Raw genomic sequence first — 19,044 nt, 5'->3', positions numbered from 1 at the left:
TTTCCCCGCTTGCGCGGGGAAATTGTGGTCAGGGCTTAAAGTCCAGCGGTGCATTTTTAAAGACTTCGTATACAGCCTGGCTTGGCGGCTTCGGAATTCTCGCCTGACGAGCAGCGGAAATCGCCGCCTGGCAGAGCGCCGGGTCCCCCCCTTCCGACTGGATATCAAGCAGCAGACCATCAGGTGCGAGTTTCACGCGCAGCGTACAGGTTTTGCCTGTATAGGATGACGCGTCGTAAAACTTACTCTCAATGGCAGACTTAATCTGCGAAGCATAGCTGCTGATATCGGCGCCGGAGGCGCCATTGTTTTTACTATTACCCGTCCCGGCAGGCGCTGCATTAGTTCCCTTCGCCCCGCCGCCGGATTTCGGCGTATTCTTACCGGAACTTAGATCGCCAAGCAAATCATCAACCCCTGCGGCAGCTGCCGCTTTTTCCGCTGCAGCTTTCTTCGCGGCGGCGGCTTTTTCTGCTGCGGCTTTCTTCGCGGCGGCGGCCTTCTCGGCAGCGGCCGCTTTTTCCGCAGCGGCTTTCTCCGCAGCCGCTTTCTCAGCCGCAGCCGCCTTCGCTGCGGCCGCTTTTTCTGCTTTTTCAGCAGCCGCTTTCTCGGCTGCCGCTTTCTTCGCCGCTTCAGCCGCTGCTTTTTTCTCAGCCTCCTGCTGAGCTTTTTTCGCCGCCTCTTCCTGCGCTTTCTTCTCAGCCGCTTTTGCCGCTTTAGCCGCTTCTTCCTGCGCTTTCTTCTGCGCGTCTGCTGCGGCTTTTGCTGCTTCTTCCTGCGCTTTTTTCTGTGCATCCGCGGCGGCTTTTTTCGCTGCTTCTTCAGCGGCTTTCGCCTGAGTATCCGCCTTCGCTTTTGCTTCGGCAGCGGCTTTCGCCTGTGCTTCAGCTTGCGACTTCGCCTCCGCCGCCGCTTTCGCCGCCGCTTCTTCAGCCTGCTTCTGCTGTTCCTGAGCGCGTTTAGCCGCCTCTTCTGCTTGCTTTTGCTGCTCCGCCTGCTGACGCGCTTGCTCCTGCGCTTCGAGACGTTCTTTCTCAAGCTGCTTCAGACGCTCCTGCTCAGCGGCTTGCTTCTCCTGAAGCTCCTCCGCCTGCTGCTGCGCCTGCTTTTCACGCTGCTCAGCGGCGCGGCGCGCGCTCGCCTGCTGCTGTTGCTGACGGTTGTATTGCTGCACCACCGCGCCGGGATCGACCATGACTGCATCAATGGCCGACCCGCCGCCGCCGCCAGCAGCTTCGTCAATGTGCTCATCAAACGAACTCCAGACCAGCAGTGCAATCAGCAAGACGTGCAGCACCACTGAAATGATTATCGCTCGTTTCAGCTTATCGTTTTGTTCGGTTGCCTTTGACACTCTCGGTTCCCAAAAACTGTTCACCCGTTGCGTAAAACGCTTAAATTGGCTGCGTCATTAACCCGACAGATTTCACACCCGCCTGATGCAACAGGTTCAGCGCTTTAATAATTTCATCGTAAGGGACATCTTTAGCGCCACCGATAAGAAAGACCGTTTTCGGATTCGCCTGCAAGCGACGCTGGGCTTCCGCCACCACCTGCTCCGAAGGCAATTGATCCATACGATCTTTTTCAACCACCACGCTGTACTGCCCAACCCCGGAAACTTCAATGATGACGGGTGGGTCGTCATTGGTGCTGACAGTTTTCGAATCCGTGGCGTCCGGCAGATCCACTTCCACGCTCTGGGTGATTATCGGCGCCGTTGCCATAAAGATGAGCAACAACACCAGCAACACGTCCAGTAGCGGTACGATGTTGATTTCAGACTTCAGATCGCGACGACCCCGTCCACGTGTTCTGGCCATGGTTTACCCCTTGCTGCTTTCGCTGCTGGTAAAAGCCTGACGGTGCAGAATAGCGGTGAACTCTTCCATAAAGTTGTCGTAATTCAGTTCCAGCTTGTTCACGCGCTGGTTCAGGCGGTTATAAGCCATAACGGCGGGAATTGCCGCGAACAGACCGATAGCGGTTGCGATCAGCGCTTCCGCGATACCCGGCGCCACCATCTGCAGGGTCGCCTGTTTCACCGCGCCGAGGGCGATAAAGGCGTGCATGATCCCCCATACGGTGCCGAACAGACCGATATAAGGACTGATGGACCCCACGGTGCCAAGAAAAGGAATATGGGTTTCCAGCGTTTCCAGTTCGCGATTCATGGAGATACGCATGGCGCGTGAAGCCCCTTCGACAATCGCTTCCGGCGCATGGCTATTGGCGCGATGCAGACGGGCGAACTCTTTAAAACCTGCGTAAAAGATTTGCTCTGAACCACTCAGATTTTCACGACGGCCCTGGCTTTCCTGATAAAGGCGGGAAAGCTCAATGCCGGACCAGAACTTATCTTCAAACGCTTCCGCTTCGCGGCTCGCCGCGTTGAGAATACGCGTTCGCTGAATGATGATAGCCCAGGAAGCGATGGAAAAACCAATTAAAATCAACATGATAAGTTTGACCAGAAGGCTTGCCTTCAGGAACAAATCAAGGATATTCATGTCAGTCACTGCTTGAACTCCGCGACAATAGACTTGGGAAGCGCACGAGGCTTCATTAAGAGTGGATCAACGCAGACAATTTGAACCTCCGCTTCGTTGAGGAGGGTATTATCGGCATTGACTATCCGCTGCGTGAAGATCAGTGAAGTCCCACGCATCGATGTAATTTCAGTCTGGATTTCGAGTAAATCGTCGAGTCGGGCAGGCGCAAAATACTCAAGCGTCATCTTGCGTACGACGAAGGCCACGCGCTCAGCCAGCAGCTCTTGCTGACTAAAGTGGTGATGGCGCAGCATCTCTGTGCGTGCTCTTTCATAAAAAGCGACATAACTGGCGTGATAAACCACACCACCGGCATCGGTATCTTCGTAATAGACCCGGACCGGCCATCGAAACAGCGTTGTGCTCACTCTACATCCCGGTAATGCAATTAAACGCTGCTTACTATACGCAAGAGGGTGTAGGTTTGGAATGGGTTGAAGTAAACGGAGAGTAAATATTTATGGGCCTTCAGCGGCCCATAAATAGCAGTGGCGAGTTGTTGCTCAAAAGAAGAAAAAGAGCAGCCCGGCGAGCAGCACAAGGTCAGCGATGAGCGGGAAAAACAAGGCTTGCCAGTAGGTTGCGCGCAGCCTGAATCCCGTGCCGTGAATCACCCCTGCGCAAACCGCCCAGATAAGCAGCAAGCCATGCCAAATCTCAAGCTCGCTGGTCTTCGCCGCAAAGCGGGTCGGGTCCCAGAATACGCAGCCGGCAAGCGTTAGCGCCATGATTAAGGAAAGAGCCCGCAAGGGGCTCTTATCCATAACTGCATAAAGCTTCGTGATGAAGTTAATCATCAGTGCTCTTCTTTACCCGCTTTGACCGCTTCAACATGCTCAAGCGCAAGCGCAGTAATCACCCCAAAAGCACAGGCAAGAAGCGTGCCTAAAATCCATGCGAAGTACCACATAATCAGCTCCTTACTTAGTACAGAGAGTGGGTATTGCTTTCAATATGCTCTTTGGTGATGCGACCGAACATTTTCCAGTAACACCACGTGGAGTAGAGCAGAATAATCGGTACGAACACGGCGGCCACGTAGGTCATCACAGTCAGCGTCAGCTGGCTTGAGGTGGCGTCCCACATCGTCAGGCTGGCATTCATCATAATGCTGGACGGCATGATGAACGGGAACATCGCAATGCCTGCAGTGAGGATAACGCACGCCAGCGTCAGTGAAGAGAAGACAAACGCCCAGGCCCCTTTCTCCAGACGCGAAGCCAGAATCGTCAGTACCGGCAGCACCACACCCAGCGCAGGCAGCGCCCACAAAACCGGCGTGTTATTGAAGTTCGCAAGCCACGCGCCCGCCTCGCGGGTCACTTCTTTGGTCAGCGGGTTAGACGCCGCATGAACGTCAATAGTGGACGTGACGACATAGCCATCGATACCAAACACAACCCAAACACCCGCCAGCACGAAGCACACCATCATTACCAGCGCAGATAGTTGCGCAGTATTGCGCGAACGAAGGTGCAGTTCGCCAACGGTGCGCATCTGCAGGTAAGTCGCGCCCTGAGTAACGATCATCGCCACGCTGACAATACCCGCCAGCAGACCAAACGGGTTCAGCAACTGAAAGAAATTGCCGGTGTAGGTCAGGCGCAAATACTCATCTACCGTAAACGGCACGCCCTGCAGCAGGTTGCCGAACGCCACGCCGATAACCAGCGGCGGCACGAAGCTGCCTGCGAAGATGCCCCAGTCCCACATATTGCGCCAGCGGGTGTCTTCAATCTTCGAGCGGTAGTCAAAACCAACCGGGCGGAAGAAGAGCGACGCCAGCACCAGGATCATCGCCACATAAAAGCCGGAGAACGCGGCGGCATAGACCATCGGCCAGGCGGCGAACAGCGCGCCCCCCGCCGTGATGAGCCATACCTGGTTGCCGTCCCAGTGCGGCGCAATGGTATTAATCATCACGCGACGTTCGGTATCGGTCCGTCCCAGCACGCGGGTCAGCATGCCGACCCCCATATCAAAACCATCGGTGACCGCAAAACCGATCAGCAGAATGCCGACCAGCAGCCACCAGATAAAGCGCAATACTTGGTAATCGATCATTTTCCCTCTCCTCGCTTAGCGTGCCGGCTGAGAAGCCACGGTGGACTCTTCATATTCCCGAGAACCCGCGTTGGGCTGCTCGTGATGGTAGCGACCGGTTTTCAGGCTGCTCGGTCCCAGGCGGGCAAATTTGAACATCAGGAAGAGTTCAGCCACCAGGAAGAGCGTGTAGAGCCCGCAAATCAGCACCATTGAGAAGATGATGTCACCCGCAGTCAGCGTTGAGTTCGCCACCGCCGTTGGCAATACCTCGCCGATAGCCCACGGTTGACGGCCATACTCTGCGACAAACCAGCCTGCTTCCACTGCGATCCACGGCAGAGGAATGCCGTAAAACGCCGCGCGCAGCAGCCATTTTTTCTCACCGATACGGTTACGAATGACGCTCCAGAAAGCGGCGCCGATGATAAGCAGCATCAGCACGCCGCAGGCGACCATGATGCGGAAGGAGAAGTAAAGCGGCGCCACAGCCGGAATAGAATCCTGGGTTGCCTGCTTAATCTGCTCTTCGGTCGCGTCAGACACGTTCGGGGTGTAGCGCTTAAGCAGCAGACCATAGCCCAAATCTTTCTTCACGCTGTTGAATTGATCGCGAACTGCCTGATCGGTAGAACCGCCGCGAAGTTGCTCCAGCAACTGATAGGCTTTCATGCCGTTACGGATGCGCGCCTCGTGCTGCACCATCAGATCTTTCAGGCCGATAACCGGCGTATCAACGGAGCGGGTCGCGATAATGCCAAGCGCGTAAGGAATTTGAATCGCGAAGTGGTTTTCCTGCCCTTCTTGATCCGGAATACCAAACAGCGTGAACGCCGCTGGCGCCGGCTGGGTTTCCCATTCCGCTTCGATCGCCGCAAGTTTGGTTTTCTGCACGTCGCCCATCTCGTAACCGGATTCGTCGCCCAGCACGATAACGGAAAGCACCGCCGCCATGCCGAAGCTCGCCGCTATCGCGAAAGAGCGTTTAGCAAAGGCGAAGTCGCGGCCTTTCAGCATGTACCACGCGCTGATACCGAGAATAAACATCGCGCCGGTGCAATACCCTGCTGCGACGGTGTGAACGAATTTTACTTGCGCTACCGGGTTCAGCACCAGCTCGGAGAAGCTCACCATCTCCATGCGCATGGTTTCAAAGTTGAAATCGGAAGCAACCGGGTTCTGCATCCAGCCGTTCGCTACCAGAATCCAGAGCGCGGAGAGGTTAGAACCCAGCGCCACCAGCCAGGTCACCGCCATATGCTGCACTTTGCTCAGACGATCCCAGCCAAAAAAGAACAAGCCGACAAAGGTGGATTCAAGGAAAAACGCCATTAACCCTTCAATGGCCAGCGGCGCGCCAAAAATATCGCCCACGTAATGGGAATAATAAGACCAGTTAGTCCCGAACTGGAACTCCATGGTCAAGCCGGTCGCCACGCCCAGCGCAAAGTTGATTGCAAACAACTTGCCCCAGAACTTGGTCATATCTTTATAAATTTGTTTACCAGAGAGGACGTAAACCGTTTCCATAATCGCCAGCAGAAACGCCATACCGAGCGTCAGCGGCACAAACAGAAAGTGGTACATCGCGGTCAAGGCAAACTGTAAGCGCGACAGTTCGACTATATCTAACATCTTGACTCCTTGCTCTTCGCATGAAGACTTTGAATGCGGCTCCCGTTACCGGTTTCCACAACGCATGCCCCAATAGAAATACATTTGCTTCCGGTACGCCAAAGCCGCATCACGGAGGTGATGTAAGAAAACTGTGGCGTTAGGTTACAAATACGTTAAATAAAACAAATTGATTCGACAAATATATTACGCCGCAAAAACCTTACAATAAACAGGTTTTATTAAGCTTATTTGCGTTTCTCGAAGTTGATCAATTTATACCGAATTTCCTATAAAAGCGCCATATTGATTTACCGCAATTAATATAAATTTCACTCATTTCCTTCTGTTCAAAAAATTGATTTAAATCAATTTTCAAAATTAATGTTAATTTTCAAGCCAGTTGGGTTACATCGGTAAAATTGATGTTAATTAAATGTGCATTTCAGTGAAATGGTAAGTTAGCTAATTTAACCTTGTCATGACTTTTCGTTATTTATTAGCGTGCGGCTTTTCTTTAATTAAAAGTTGAGACAATGTTAACCTGGTCACATATTTTCGCCTTCTTTTTATCGCGCCGTGATATAGCAAGTTTATTTCATTAATGCAGCATTTAATTAACAATTAAACGGCGGTGATGATTTGCGTTAATCTCTTTTTTCCTGATAAGCGGCGCTTTTATTTTTTCTACAACCCTTATTTTTTGCCCGTTAAAATTCAACAGCCTGCCTTTTTCGCGCGCTGCTCACCAAAGTTTTACTTAAAACAGCCCTTTTTTTGCCAAAAAGGAACGTTAACGAAACTCATGAATAACGCGGCATACGCCAGCGACTGGCGCGGTACGGCCACAGTAAAACGGCAAAGAACACTCTTCGCCCCTCCCCTGCGTGATCATCAAATCAGGTTATGGAAAAACGCGGCGGCGTAGAGTAAACGCTATTGCGCGCCTGTCGTGGCAGTTCTGCCTGTCACAGCGCGCCCTGGAGTCAGGGCATAAAAAAGGCCACCCGGAGGTGGCCAACCATGTCGAAAGATGGAATCGGACTTTTTGTTTTCTCTGTAACGAGGAAACGGTTTATTTCAGGATAGTGCTCAGCGCGTCGCCGATGTCGGCCAGGCTGCGAACGGTTTTCACGCCAGCCGCTTCCAGAGCAGCGAATTTCTCGTCCGCTGTGCCTTTACCGCCTGCGATGATGGCGCCCGCATGGCCCATACGCTTGCCTTTCGGCGCGGTAACGCCTGCGATGTAGCCCACAACCGGCTTCGTGACGTGATCTTTAATGTACGCCGCCGCTTCTTCTTCCGCGCTGCCGCCGATCTCGCCGATCATCACGATAGCTTCTGTCTGCGGATCCTCCTGGAACAGCTTCAGGATATCGATGAAGTTGGAACCCGGGATCGGGTCGCCGCCGATGCCCACGCAGGTGGACTGGCCGAAGCCGTAATCGGTAGTCTGCTTAACCGCTTCATAGGTCAATGTACCAGAGCGGGAAACAATACCTACTTTACCAGGCTTATGAATGTGGCCCGGCATGATGCCTATCTTGCATTCGCCTGGGGTAATGACGCCCGGGCAGTTCGGACCAATCATGCGCACGCCAGCTTCATCAAGCTTCACTTTCACGGTGAGCATATCCAGCGTCGGGATACCTTCGGTGATGGTGATAATCAGCTTAATGCCTGCATCGATAGCTTCCAGAATGGAGTCTTTACAGAACGGCGCCGGAACGTAGATAACGGAGGCGGTAGCGCCTGTCGCTTCGACGGCTTCACGCACGGTATTGAAAACCGGCAGACCCAGGTGGGTGGTGCCGCCTTTGCCCGGCGTTACGCCGCCGACCATCTGGGTGCCGTACGCAATCGCCTGCTCGGAGTGGAAAGTCCCCTGGCTGCCGGTAAAGCCCTGGCAGATGACTTTGGTGTTTTTATCGATTAAAACAGACATTATTTCCCCTCCACCGCAGCAACGACCTGCTGCGCAGCATCCGTCAGGCTTGTCGCCGCAATAATATTCAGGCCGCTTTCAGCAAGTTTCTGCGCGCCAAGTTCAGCGTTGTTGCCTTCAAGACGCACCACCACCGGCACGTTTACGCCTACTTCTTCCACCGCACCGATGATGCCGTCGGCAATCAGGTCGCAGCGTACGATACCGCCGAAAATGTTTACCAGAACGGCTTTCACCTTGTCGTCAGACAGGATGATTTTAAACGCTTCGGTCACGCGCTCTTTGGTCGCGCCGCCGCCCACGTCAAGGAAGTTCGCCGGCTGGCCGCCATGCAGCTTAACGATGTCCATGGTGCCCATCGCAAGGCCCGCGCCGTTCACCATGCAACCGATGTTGCCATCCAGCGCCACATAGTTCAGCTCCCACTGCGCAGCGTGCGCTTCGCGGGCGTCTTCCTGGCTGTGGTCGCGCATTTCACGCAGATCCGGCTGGCGGAACAGCGCGTTGCCGTCCGCGCCCAGTTTGCCGTCGAGGCAAATCAGGTCGCCCTGTTTGGTGATAACCAGCGGGTTAATTTCTACCAGTGCCAGGTCACGCTCAAGGAACAACGTCGCCAGGCCCATGAAGATTTTAGTGAACTGCTGAACCTGCTTGCCTTCCAGGCCCAGTTTGAACGCCAGCTCGCGGCCCTGGTACGGCATAGGGCCAGTCAGCGGATCAAGCGCCATTTTGTGGATCAGGTGCGGGGTTTCCTCCGCCACTTTTTCAATTTCCACGCCGCCTTCGGTAGAGGCCATAAAGACCACGCGACGCGTGCCGCGGTCGACAACCGCGCCAAGATAAAGCTCTTTATCGATATCGGTTGCGCCTTCTACCAGAATCTGGTTGACCGGCTGGCCGTTAGCGTCTGTCTGGTAGGTCACCAGACGTTTGCCCAGCCACTGCTCAGCGAAAGCGCGGATCTCTTCCTTGCTCTTAACCACTTTCACGCCGCCCGCTTTACCGCGACCGCCTGCGTGAACCTGACATTTAACTACCCACGGACCTGCACCGATTTTAGACGCGGCTTCTTCTGCTTCACGCGGGGTAGTACAGGCATAACCCACCGGCGCCGGTAAGCCATACCGGGCAAACAGTTGTTTCGCCTGATATTCGTGTAAGTTCATGTGTTCTATCCATTAAGACTTAAGAGCCGTTACGCTCGGGTACTGACGCCGCCCCTTCCGGAGCGGCCACAGGGTAAAAGTCGGGAGCGCACTCCCGCGTTGCTACACGTCCAGCAGCAGACGAGTCGGATCTTCCAGCAGCTCTTTGATAGCCACCAGGAAGCCTACCGATTCGCGGCCGTCGATCAGACGATGATCGTAGGAGAGCGCCAGATACATCATAGGCAGGATCTCGACCTTGCCATCTACCGCCATCGGGCGATCTTTAATGGCATGCATGCCGAGGATCGCGCTCTGCGGCGGGTTGATGATAGGCGTGGACATCAGCGAGCCGAAAACGCCGCCGTTGGTGATGGTGAAGTTGCCGCCAGTGAGATCCTCAACGGTCAGCTTGCCGTCACGGCCTTTCACCGCCAGGTCTTTGATGCGTTTTTCAATATCAGCCATGCCCAGCAGATCAACGTCGCGCAGTACCGGCGTTACCAGGCCGCGTGGCGTGGAAACCGCCATGCTGACGTCGAAGTAGTTGTGATAAACCACATCTTCGCCGTCGATAGAGGCGTTAACTTCCGGGTAGCGCTTGAGCGCTTCCACGACCGCCTTAACGTAGAAGGACATAAAGCCCAGGCGGATGCCGTGACGCTTCTCGAAGGCTTCGCCGTACTGCTTGCGCAGATCCATAATCGGCTTCATGTTCACTTCGTTGAAGGTGGTTAGCATGGCGGTGGAGTTTTTCGCCTCCAGCAGACGCTCCGCCACACGCTTGCGCAGGCGGGTCATCGGCACGCGTTTTTCAGAGCGGTTGCCAAGCGCCGGCTGCGCTGCGGCAGGCTGCTGCTCAGGCGCTTTGGCGCTTTGCGCCGGCGCGGATTTCGCTTTCGCCAGATGTTTTTCCACATCTTCACGGGTCAGGCGGCCGCCTACGCCGGTGCCTTTGATGGCGCTGGCGTCAAGGTCATGTTCGCTCAGCAGACGGCGAATAGCCGGGCTCAGCGCGTCATTATTTTGTTCTTCCAGAGAAGCTTGTTGACGCTGCGCAGGCGTCGATTCTTTGGCGTCAGCTTTGGCGCTGCTCTCTTTGCCTGCGCTGTTGCCCTCACGCAGGCGGCCGAGGATCTGGCGAGAGGTCACGGTGGTGCCCTCTTCTTCCAGCACAGCATCCAGAATGCCGTCAGCCGACGCCGGTACTTCCAGTACCACTTTGTCAGTTTCGATTTCTACCAGCACTTCATCGCGTGTGACTGCATCGCCCGGTTTTTTATGCCAGGTGGCGACGGTTGCGTCAGCAACGGATTCAGGCAGGTCGGGAACAAGAATATCTACGCTACTCATTATTTATCCTTTTATTAATCGACGTTCAGCGCGTCATTAACCAGATCTTGTTGCTGTTTCTGGTGAACGGACATATACCCTACCGCCGGAGAGGCGGAGGCCGGGCGGCCTGCATAACGCAGCGCGGACCCAAACGGAATCACTTCACGGAAGTGGTGTTGGCTACAGTACCATGCGCCCTGGTTAAGCGGCTCTTCCTGACACCAGACGAAGTCATGTACGTGAGCGAACGGCTTAAGCGCCTCCTGCACCGCCTGGTGCGGGAACGGATAAAGCTGCTCGATACGGACAATGGCCACATCTTTTTGATCGTTTTTGCGGCGCTGTTCCAGCAGGTCGTAGTAAACCTTACCGGAGCAGAGCACCACACGTTTCACTTCTTTCGGATCCAGCTCATCGATTTCGCCGATAGCCGGCATGAACGTGCCGTTCGCCAGCTCATCAAGGCTTGAAATCGCCAGCGGATGACGCAGCAGGGATTTCGGCGACATTACCACCAGCGGACGACGCATACCGCGCAGCGCCTGACGACGCAGCATGTGGTAAACCTGCGCTGGCGTGGAAGGTACGCAAACCTGCATATTCTGCTCAGCGCACAATTGCAGATAACGTTCCAGGCGTGCGGAGGAGTGCTCCGGCCCCTGGCCTTCATAGCCGTGCGGCAGCAGCATCACCAGGCCGCACATACGGCCCCATTTCTGCTCGCCGGAGCTGATGAACTGGTCAATTACCACCTGCGCGCCGTTGGCGAAGTCGCCAAACTGCGCTTCCCAGATGGTCAGCGTGCGCGGCTCAGCGGTGGCGTAACCATATTCAAACGCCAGCACCGCTTCCTCGGAAAGCACGGAGTCCCAGACTTTGAACTGGCCCTGACCGTTATGCACGTGCTGCAGCGGCGTATAAGTGGAGCCGTTGGTCTGATTGTGTACTACCGCGTGACGGTGGAAGAAGGTGCCGCGACCAGAGTCTTCGCCCGACAGACGCACCGGGATCCCTTCGTCAACAAGCGTAGCGTAAGCCAGCGTTTCCGCCCCGCCCCAATCGAACGGTTTCTCGCCGTTCGCCATCAGCTGACGGTCGGCATAAATTTTTGCCACGCGCGACTGCATTTCGATGCTTTCCGGCACGGTGCTAATGCGCTTAGCCAGCTCCTGTAGCCGCTTCATCTCTACCTTGTTCGGGTAGCTTTCGTCCCACTCATGGTTGAGGTATGGCGACCAGGTAAAGGAGTGCATGTTCATCGGTCGCCACTCTTTCACCACGCATTCGCCGGCATCCAGCGCGTCGCGGTAGAGGTTGACCATTTCGGTTGCGTCTTCCAGCGTCGCCACTTTTTCCTGCTCCAGCTGGTCAGCATAGAGTTTGCGCGGGGTCGGATGCTTTTTGATTTTCTGGTACATCAGCGGCTGGGTTGCGCTCGGCTCATCGGCTTCGTTGTGGCCGTGACGGCGATAGCACACCAGGTCGATGAAAACATCGCGTTTAAAGTTGTTACGGAATTCCAGCGCCAGACGGGTAACAAACGCCACCGCTTCCGGGTCGTCCGCGTTCACGTGGAAAATCGGCGCCTGTACCATCTTGCCGATGTCGGTGCAGTACGGCGTAGAACGCGCATCCAGCGGGTTGGAGGTGGTGAAGCCCACCTGGTTGTTGATAACGATGCGAACGGTGCCGCCCACTTCGTAACCACGCGCTTTCGACATGTTCAGGGTTTCCTGAACCACGCCCTGGCCGGTAACCGCCGCGTCGCCATGGATAGTTATCGGCAGCACTTTGTTGCTGCTCGGTTCGTCCAGACGATCCAGACGCGCGCGCACGGAGCCCATCACTACCGGGCTTACAATTTCGAGGTGCGACGGGTTGAACGCCAGCGCCAGGTGCACCAGGCCGCCTTCGGTTTCGATGTCGGACGAGAAGCCCATGTGGTATTTCACGTCGCCGGTGCCGAGGTGCTCTTTGTGTTTGCCTGCAAACTCGTCGAAGAGATCCTGCGGTTTTTTGCCCAGCACGTTAATAAGCACGTTCAGACGACCGCGGTGCGCCATGCCCAGCACCACTTCACGGGTGCCGCTTTTGCCGGCGTGGCGAATCATCTCTTTGAGCATCGGGATTAACGCATCGCCGCCTTCAAGCGAGAAACGTTTCGCTCCCGGGAACTTGGCGCCCAGGTAACGCTCCAGCCCTTCCGCCGCGGTCAGTTCGCCGAGGAAGCGCTTTTTCTCTTCCACGCTAAAGCTTGCGTGGCCCACCACCGATTCAATGCGCTGCTGGATCCAACGCTTCTCTTCCGTGGAGGTAATGTGCATGTATTCCGCGCCGATGGAGCCGCAGTAGGTCTGCTTGAGCGCTTCGATAAGCTCGCCGAGCTGCATCGCTTCTTTGCCGCCAGCGAAGGAGCCTACGTTAAAGGTTTCCTGGAAATCGGCCTCGGTCAGGTTATGGAATGCCGGGTCGAGATCGGCTACGCGATCCTGTTTCCACAAACCCAGCGGATCCAGATTAGCCTGCTGATGGCCGCGGAAACGGTAGGCGTTAATCAGCTGCAGGACTTTAACCTGCTTAACATCAGCGTCAGGGTCGGTAATCGAGGAAGTGTAACGTGAGGCATCCTTCGCCAGGCGACGAAAATAATCACGCGTTTTGGAATGGAATTGATCCGGTCTGGCTCCGGTGCCAGGCAACTGCTGGAACATGGAGCGCCAGTGGGCGTCCACTGAATCAGGATCGGTTAGGAAGTCTTCATAGAGCTGTTCTATCCAACTCTGGTTCGAGCCAGAGAGATAAGAAGAGTCCAGCCAGGCTTGCATTGCGCCGTTCTGCATCGTGATCCCTTAAGCATCAGTATGCTTATTTCGCCGTGGATAACTACAACGTACGCGGTAAGACGCACGTCCCAGGGTTCACTTGCGAGCTCTTCTTGGTGGGGCCCGCGAAGGAACCTTTAAAAACTGCCATTAATCTTCGGCCTTCAGGCTGCGGCTGCGTTGGCTGCCTGAGCTTACCCCGGTCACATAGTCCACTATGCTCCCGGGGATGCGCTCAGTTGCCGCCTTGCCTCGCGCTGAACGCATCGATTACTGGTGCTACTACAATTAGCGGTTTTTAAAGGTTTCCTGCTTACTCTTTATACTGCCGGGAGCCTACGCTCCCGGCATGTTTCGGTCAGTTACGCACCGCGCTGCAGCAGCATCGATTTGATGTGCCCAATGGCGCGCGTCGGGTTTAAGCCCTTCGGACATACGCTGACGCAGTTCATGATGCTGTGGCAGCGGAATACGCTGAAAGCATCGCTCAGGCCATCGAGGCGATCGTTGGTTTCCGTATCGCGGCTGTCGATAAGGAAACGGTACGCCGCCAGCAGCCCTGCCGGCCCGATGAACTTGTCCGGGTTCCACCAGAACGACGGGCACGAGGTCGAACAGCAGGCGCAAAGAATACACTCATACAGACCGTCGAGTTTTTCACGCTGCTCCGGCGTCTGAAGATGCTCACGCGCCGGCGGATTATGCCCATTATTCAACAGGTAAGGCTTAATCTTCTCATATTGGGCATAGAATTGCCCCATGTCCACCACGAGGTCACGAATAACCGGCAAACCGGGCAGCGGACGGATAACAATTTTCTGCTTGCCGTTGCCGAGGGCGGAGATCGGCGTGATGCACGCCAGACCGTTTTTACCGTTCATGTTCAGGCCGTCGGAACCGCAGACCCCTTCACGGCAGGAGCGGCGAAACGCCAGCGTAGGGTCCTTCTCCTTCAGCAGCATGAGTGCATCCAGCAGCATCATGTCGCGCCCTTCTTCCTGCTCCAGGACGTAATCCTGCATGTGCGGCGCGTCGTCGACATCGGGGTTATAGCGATAGATAGAAAATTCGAGTTTCATCACCGTCTCTCCGCAATTAATAAGTACGCACTTTCGGCGGGAACGCCGGACGCAATTTCGGCTCCATGTTCACCTCGCGGCGGGTCATGGATTCGCTTTGCGGAAGGTACAACGAGTGGCACAGCCAGTTTTCGTCATCGCGATCCGGATAATCGAAGCGGCTATGGGCGCCACGGCTTTCGGTACGGAAGTTCGCAGAAACGGCGGTGGCGTAAGCGGTTTCCATCAGGTTGTCGAGCTCCAGGCACTCTACGCGCTGGGTGTTGAACTCGCTGGAGGTGTCGTCCAGACGAGCGTTTTTCAGGCGCTCGCGGATCGTTTTCAGCTGCTCAAGCCCTTTCGCCATGGCATCGCCTTCGCGGAACACCGAGAAGTTATGCTGCATGCACTCCTGCAGCGCTTTGCGAATTTCCACCGGATCTTCACCGTTGCGGTTGTTGTTCCAGCGGTTGAGACGTTCAAGAGACATTTCCACATCAGAGTCGCTCGCGTCGCGAAGCGGCCCCTGCTCGGCGATGGACTCCTGCAGATGCAGGCCCGCCGCACGGCCAAACACCACCAGGTCGAGCAGCGAGTTGCCGCCGAGGCGGTTGGCGCCGTGCACGGATACGCAGGCGATTTCGCCTACCGCGAACAGGCCAGGAATTACCACATCTTCGCCCTGCGCGTTCACGGTCAGCGCCTGGCCGGTCACTTTGGTCGGAATGCCGCCCATCATATAGTGGCAGGTCGGGATAACCGGAATCGGCTCTTTTACCGGGTCAACGTGGGCGAAGGTGCGGGAAAGCTCCAGAATGCCCGGCAGACGGGACTCCAGCACCTCTTTACCCAGGTGGTCGAGCTTCAGCTTGGCGTGCGGGCCCCACGGACCGTCGCAGCCGCGGCCTTCGCGGATTTCGATCATGATGGAGCGCGCCACTACGTCGCGGCCCGCCAGGTCTTTGGCGTTCGGGGCATAACGCTCCATGAAGCGCTCGCCATGTTTGTTCAGCAGATAGCCGCCTTCGCCGCGGCAGCCTTCCGTCACCAGTACGCCAGCGCCCGCGATGCCTGTCGGGTGGAACTGCCACATTTCCATATCCTGCACCGGTACGCCCGCGCGCAGCGCCATGCCGACGCCGTCGCCGGTATTGATGTGGGCGTTGGTGGTGGACTGGTAAATACGGCCTGCGCCGCCGGTCGCCAGCACGGTGGCGCGGGCTTTGAAGTAAACCACTTCACCGGTTTCGATGCACAGTGCGGTACAGCCAACCACCGCGCCATCCTGGTTTTTCACCAGATCCAGCGCATACCATTCGGAGAAAATCGTGGTGTGGTTTTTCAGGTTCTGCTGATACAGCGTATGCAGCAGAGCGTGGCCGGTACGGTCCGCGGCGGCTGCGGTGCGCGCCGCCTGTTCGCCGCCGAAGTTTTTCGACTGGCCGCCGAACGGACGCTGATAGATGCGGCCATCGTCCAGACGGGAGAACGGCAGCCCCATGTGCTCAAGCTCCAGAATCGCTTCCGGGCCAGTTTTGCACATATATTCGATAGCATCCTGGTCGCCGATGTAGTCGGAACCTTTTACCGTGTCGTACATGTGCCATTCCCAGTTATCTTCATGGGAGTTGCCAAGCGCAACGGTAATGCCGCCCTGGGCGGAAACGGTGTGCGAACGAGTAGGAAACACTTTAGAGAGCAGCGCACAGGTCTGGCCGCTCTGGGAAATTTGCAGCGCCGCGCGCATGCCTGCGCCGCCTGCGCCAATCACTACAGCATCAAATTCTCTGACTGGTAAATTCATTACACACCCCACACCACAACGAATCCATAAATAACGTAAACCGCAAGCGCAACCACGATCGCCAGTTGCAGGAATAGACGAAGCGCGAGCGATTTAACGTAGTCCGTTAACACCTGCCACATGCCAATCCATGTGTGGACCAGAATCGAGATAAGCGTGAGCAGGGTAAAAACTTTGGTGAAGGTGGAGGCGAAGAAACCGCGCCAGATCTCATAGGTCAGCTCGCCGTTCATGGCGAAAAAGCCGATCATATAGATGATGTAGAGCGTAATAACGATAGCAGTAGCGCGAACGAGGATGAAGTCATGTACGCCATTGCGTCCCAATGCGGAGGCGTTGCTTACCATACGAGGACTCCTGCGAGAATTGAAAGCACGACAGTAATAACAAAAGCAACACGCGCGGAGCGTTGGCCCGCGGCGAAAGTCTCTTCCAGGTAGTTAAAGTCCATCAGCATGTGGCGAATGCCTACGACCACGTGGTAAGCCAGCGCAGTGAGGATGCCCCAGAGAATGAACTTAACGAAGAAGCTGTCCATGATGGAGGACGCGGCCAGAAAACCTTCTTGGGAGGAGAGCGAAAGCCCGAGCAACCAGAGCAGAATGCCGACAGCGACAAACGTGATCACGCCGGAAACGCGGTGGAGGATAGAAGCAATCGCGGTGACAGGAAACCGGATCGTTGTGAGATCCAGGTTAACAGGTCTTTGTTTTTTCACCTTTTTTATCATGAATAGCGCCCACATGCTTTTCTTATTGTTTCCTTCCTCCGGTCTGCAGGCGGGTCAGACAGCGTCACTTTTCTATAACTCTGCGTCATGCAAAAACAACTGCTTCCAGTGTTAAACGAAGGGTTACTACGCTGGGTGGCTCGCGGCGGCAGGGTGTTCCGGAGACCTGGCGGCAGTATAGGATGTTCACAATATCATTACAATTAACATACAAATACTTTGGCCGCTTTTGGTCGGAACAGTGACCAGGATCACGATAACAACATAATTTTAATTTTTAATCATCTGATTTGACAAATGTTAAACAAAATTGTTACAAACATCACCAGAAAAGGCATATAATTCGCAAAAGTTATGGCATTACACTTTCTGCTGAGAATAAGTTATGTAACAGTGTAGTGCTATTGACCGAAGTTATTTAGCCCGGTATTAGTGATACACAGATTTAAAGAATCCCGACTGCTAACACGCTGATTTGCGGTAGTTTCACCGGGTTCTGAATAGTTGCCTGCAAGCCGCCCATCGCTCTGTACCCTGGTTTCCTCCTCACACAGAGCTGCGCGCCCTACAACAAACTGGCAATATTCTCCCTGAAAGTGAATGTAAAAAAGTTGTTAGGAGTCTTAAGCAAATAAGGCGCTAAGGAGACCGTAAATGGCTGACAAAAAGGCAAACATCACTTATAACGGTGACGCTGCTATTGAACTGGACGTGCTACAAGGCACGCTCGGTCAGGATGTAATTGATATCCGTAGTCTTGGTTCTAAAGGTGTTTTTACTTTCGACCCGGGTTTTACCTCCACCGCATCCTGCGAATCAAAAATCACCTTTATCGACGGTGACGAAGGTATCCTGCTCCATCGCGGTTTTCCCATCGACCAACTGGCCACCGAATCTAACTATCTCGAAGTTTGCTATATCCTGCTCTACGGCGAAAAACCGACCCAGGAGCAGTATGACGAATTTAAAGTGACAGTAACCCGCCATACCATGATTCATGAGCAGATTACGCGTCTGTTCCATGGCTTCCGTCGCGACTCTCACCCGATGGCGGTGATGTGCGGCGTGACTGGCGCGCTGGCGGCGTTCTACCACGACTCGCTGGATGTGAATAACCCACGTCACCGTGAAATCGCGGCGTTCCGTCTGCTCTCCAAGATGCCGACAATGGCGGCGATGTGTTACAAATATTCTATCGGCCAGCCGTTCGTTTATCCCCGCAACGACCTCTCCTATGCAGGCAACTTCCTGAATATGATGTTCTCCACGCCGTGCGAGCCTTACGAGGTGAACCCGGTGCTGGAACGCGCAATGGATCGTATCCTTATCCTGCATGCTGACCACGAGCAGAACGCGTCTACCTCCACCGTCCGTACCGCAGGCTCTTCCGGCGCTAACCCGTTCGCCTGCATCGCGGCCGGCATCGCCTCCCTGTGGGGACCGGCGCACGGCGGCGCCAACGAAGCGGCGCTCAAAATGCTGGAAGAGATCAGTTCCGTGGAGCACATTCCGGAATTCGTGCGTCGCGCGAAAGACAAAAACGACTCTTTCCGCCTGATGGGCTTTGGTCATCGCGTTTACAAGAACTACGACCCGCGCGCCACCGTCATGCGCGAAACCTGCCATGAAGTGCTGAAAGAGCTGGGCACCAAAGACGACCTGCTGGAAGTGGCGATGGAGCTGGAAAACATCGCCCTGAACGACCCGTACTTCATTGAGAAGAAACTCTACCCGAACGTAGACTTCTACTCCGGCATCATCCTGAAAGCGATGGGCATTCCGTCTTCTATGTTCACCGTGATTTTCGCCATGGCGCGTACCGTAGGCTGGATAGCTCACTGGAACGAAATGCACAGCGAAGGCATGAAAATTGCGCGTCCGCGTCAGCTCTATACCGGCTACACGCAGCGTGATTTCAAATCAGACCTGGAGAAGCACTGATCGCCTGCGGTTAATGCTTATCAAGAAAAACGCGCCTTCGGGCGCGTTTTTTTAT

17 protein-coding genes are annotated in these 19,044 nt (G+C 55.2%); 1 reads left to right on the top strand and 16 read right to left on the bottom strand.

Annotated elements, in window-relative coordinates; all coding sequences use genetic code 11:
* Positions 1–28 precede the first annotated feature (28 nt).
* The 16 genes from tolA to sdhC form a co-directional block, all read right to left on the bottom strand.
* Positions 29–1,354 (bottom strand): cell envelope integrity protein TolA, encoded by a 1,326-nt coding sequence (gene tolA / locus IEX01_RS02425; RefSeq protein WP_188723211.1) that lies wholly within the window; start codon positions 1,352–1,354, stop codon positions 29–31.
* A 40-nt stretch (positions 1,355–1,394) separates the two neighbouring features.
* Positions 1,395–1,823: a colicin uptake protein TolR gene (gene tolR / locus IEX01_RS02420; RefSeq protein WP_024557130.1), complete on the bottom strand. Its 429-nt coding sequence runs from the start codon at positions 1,821–1,823 to the stop codon at positions 1,395–1,397.
* Positions 1,824–1,826: 3 nt separating this feature from the next.
* The gene (gene tolQ / locus IEX01_RS02415) at positions 1,827–2,519 is read right to left on the bottom strand and encodes a Tol-Pal system protein TolQ (RefSeq protein ID WP_024552435.1); all 693 of its coding nucleotides are present in this window, start codon (positions 2,517–2,519) and stop codon (positions 1,827–1,829) included.
* Entirely contained in the window at positions 2,516–2,920 is a 405-nt protein-coding gene (gene ybgC / locus IEX01_RS02410) for a tol-pal system-associated acyl-CoA thioesterase (protein ID WP_024557131.1), read from the bottom strand. Before ybgC ends, tolQ begins: the two co-directional genes overlap by 4 nt.
* 135 nt (positions 2,921–3,055) lie before the next feature.
* A complete protein-coding gene (gene ybgE, locus IEX01_RS02405; protein ID WP_073859844.1) occupies positions 3,056–3,346 on the bottom strand; it encodes a cyd operon protein YbgE in 291 nt (96 codons plus the stop codon).
* Positions 3,347–3,348: 2 nt separating this feature from the next.
* Complete coding sequence (gene cydX / locus IEX01_RS02400) at positions 3,349–3,462, bottom strand: cytochrome bd-I oxidase subunit CydX (RefSeq protein WP_055725542.1); 114 nt, start codon at positions 3,460–3,462, stop codon at positions 3,349–3,351.
* A 14-nt stretch (positions 3,463–3,476) separates the two neighbouring features.
* Positions 3,477–4,616, bottom strand: coding sequence for a cytochrome d ubiquinol oxidase subunit II (gene cydB, locus IEX01_RS02395; RefSeq protein ID WP_024560335.1), 1,140 nt, complete (start codon positions 4,614–4,616; stop codon positions 3,477–3,479).
* Between the two features lie 15 nt (positions 4,617–4,631).
* A complete protein-coding gene (cydA, locus tag IEX01_RS02390; RefSeq protein WP_024557134.1) occupies positions 4,632–6,230 on the bottom strand; it encodes a cytochrome ubiquinol oxidase subunit I in 1,599 nt (532 codons plus the stop codon).
* A 1,054-nt stretch (positions 6,231–7,284) separates the two neighbouring features.
* Positions 7,285–8,154 (bottom strand): succinate--CoA ligase subunit alpha, encoded by an 870-nt coding sequence (sucD, locus tag IEX01_RS02385; RefSeq protein ID WP_024552427.1) that lies wholly within the window; start codon positions 8,152–8,154, stop codon positions 7,285–7,287.
* Positions 8,154–9,320 carry an ADP-forming succinate--CoA ligase subunit beta gene (sucC, locus tag IEX01_RS02380; protein WP_024557135.1) on the bottom strand — a complete coding sequence of 389 codons (1,167 nt, stop codon included), beginning with the start codon at positions 9,318–9,320 and terminating at the stop codon, positions 8,154–8,156. Before sucC ends, sucD begins: the two co-directional genes overlap by 1 nt.
* A gap of 102 nt (positions 9,321–9,422) precedes the next feature.
* Positions 9,423–10,652 carry a 2-oxoglutarate dehydrogenase complex dihydrolipoyllysine-residue succinyltransferase gene (gene odhB / locus IEX01_RS02375; protein WP_024557136.1) on the bottom strand — a complete coding sequence of 410 codons (1,230 nt, stop codon included), beginning with the start codon at positions 10,650–10,652 and terminating at the stop codon, positions 9,423–9,425.
* A 14-nt stretch (positions 10,653–10,666) separates the two neighbouring features.
* Positions 10,667–13,474: a 2-oxoglutarate dehydrogenase E1 component gene (gene sucA, locus IEX01_RS02370; protein WP_024557137.1), complete on the bottom strand. Its 2,808-nt coding sequence runs from the start codon at positions 13,472–13,474 to the stop codon at positions 10,667–10,669.
* A 344-nt stretch (positions 13,475–13,818) separates the two neighbouring features.
* On the bottom strand, positions 13,819–14,535 hold the full coding sequence (locus tag IEX01_RS02365; RefSeq protein ID WP_024557138.1) for a succinate dehydrogenase iron-sulfur subunit: 717 nt from the start codon (positions 14,533–14,535) through the stop codon (positions 13,819–13,821).
* 16 nt (positions 14,536–14,551) lie between these two features.
* Entirely contained in the window at positions 14,552–16,318 is a 1,767-nt protein-coding gene (sdhA, locus tag IEX01_RS02360) for a succinate dehydrogenase flavoprotein subunit (RefSeq protein WP_024557139.1), read from the bottom strand.
* Positions 16,318–16,665, bottom strand: coding sequence for a succinate dehydrogenase membrane anchor subunit (gene sdhD / locus IEX01_RS02355; protein ID WP_024557140.1), 348 nt, complete (start codon positions 16,663–16,665; stop codon positions 16,318–16,320). The genes sdhA and sdhD overlap by 1 nt, the downstream gene beginning before the upstream one ends.
* On the bottom strand, positions 16,659–17,063 hold the full coding sequence (gene sdhC / locus IEX01_RS02350; protein ID WP_024557141.1) for a succinate dehydrogenase cytochrome b556 subunit: 405 nt from the start codon (positions 17,061–17,063) through the stop codon (positions 16,659–16,661). Before sdhC ends, sdhD begins: the two co-directional genes overlap by 7 nt.
* 639 nt (positions 17,064–17,702) lie before the next feature.
* Here sdhC and gltA point away from each other — a divergent pair.
* Positions 17,703–18,989 carry a citrate synthase gene (gene gltA / locus IEX01_RS02345; RefSeq protein ID WP_024557142.1) on the top strand — a complete coding sequence of 429 codons (1,287 nt, stop codon included), beginning with the start codon at positions 17,703–17,705 and terminating at the stop codon, positions 18,987–18,989.
* Positions 18,990–19,044 lie beyond the last annotated feature (55 nt).

This window comes from Franconibacter daqui (assembly GCF_014644275.1).
In the GTDB taxonomy this organism is placed as follows: domain Bacteria; phylum Pseudomonadota; class Gammaproteobacteria; order Enterobacterales; family Enterobacteriaceae; genus Franconibacter; species Franconibacter pulveris.
This window is presented reverse-complemented; position numbering and strand designations above follow the sequence as displayed.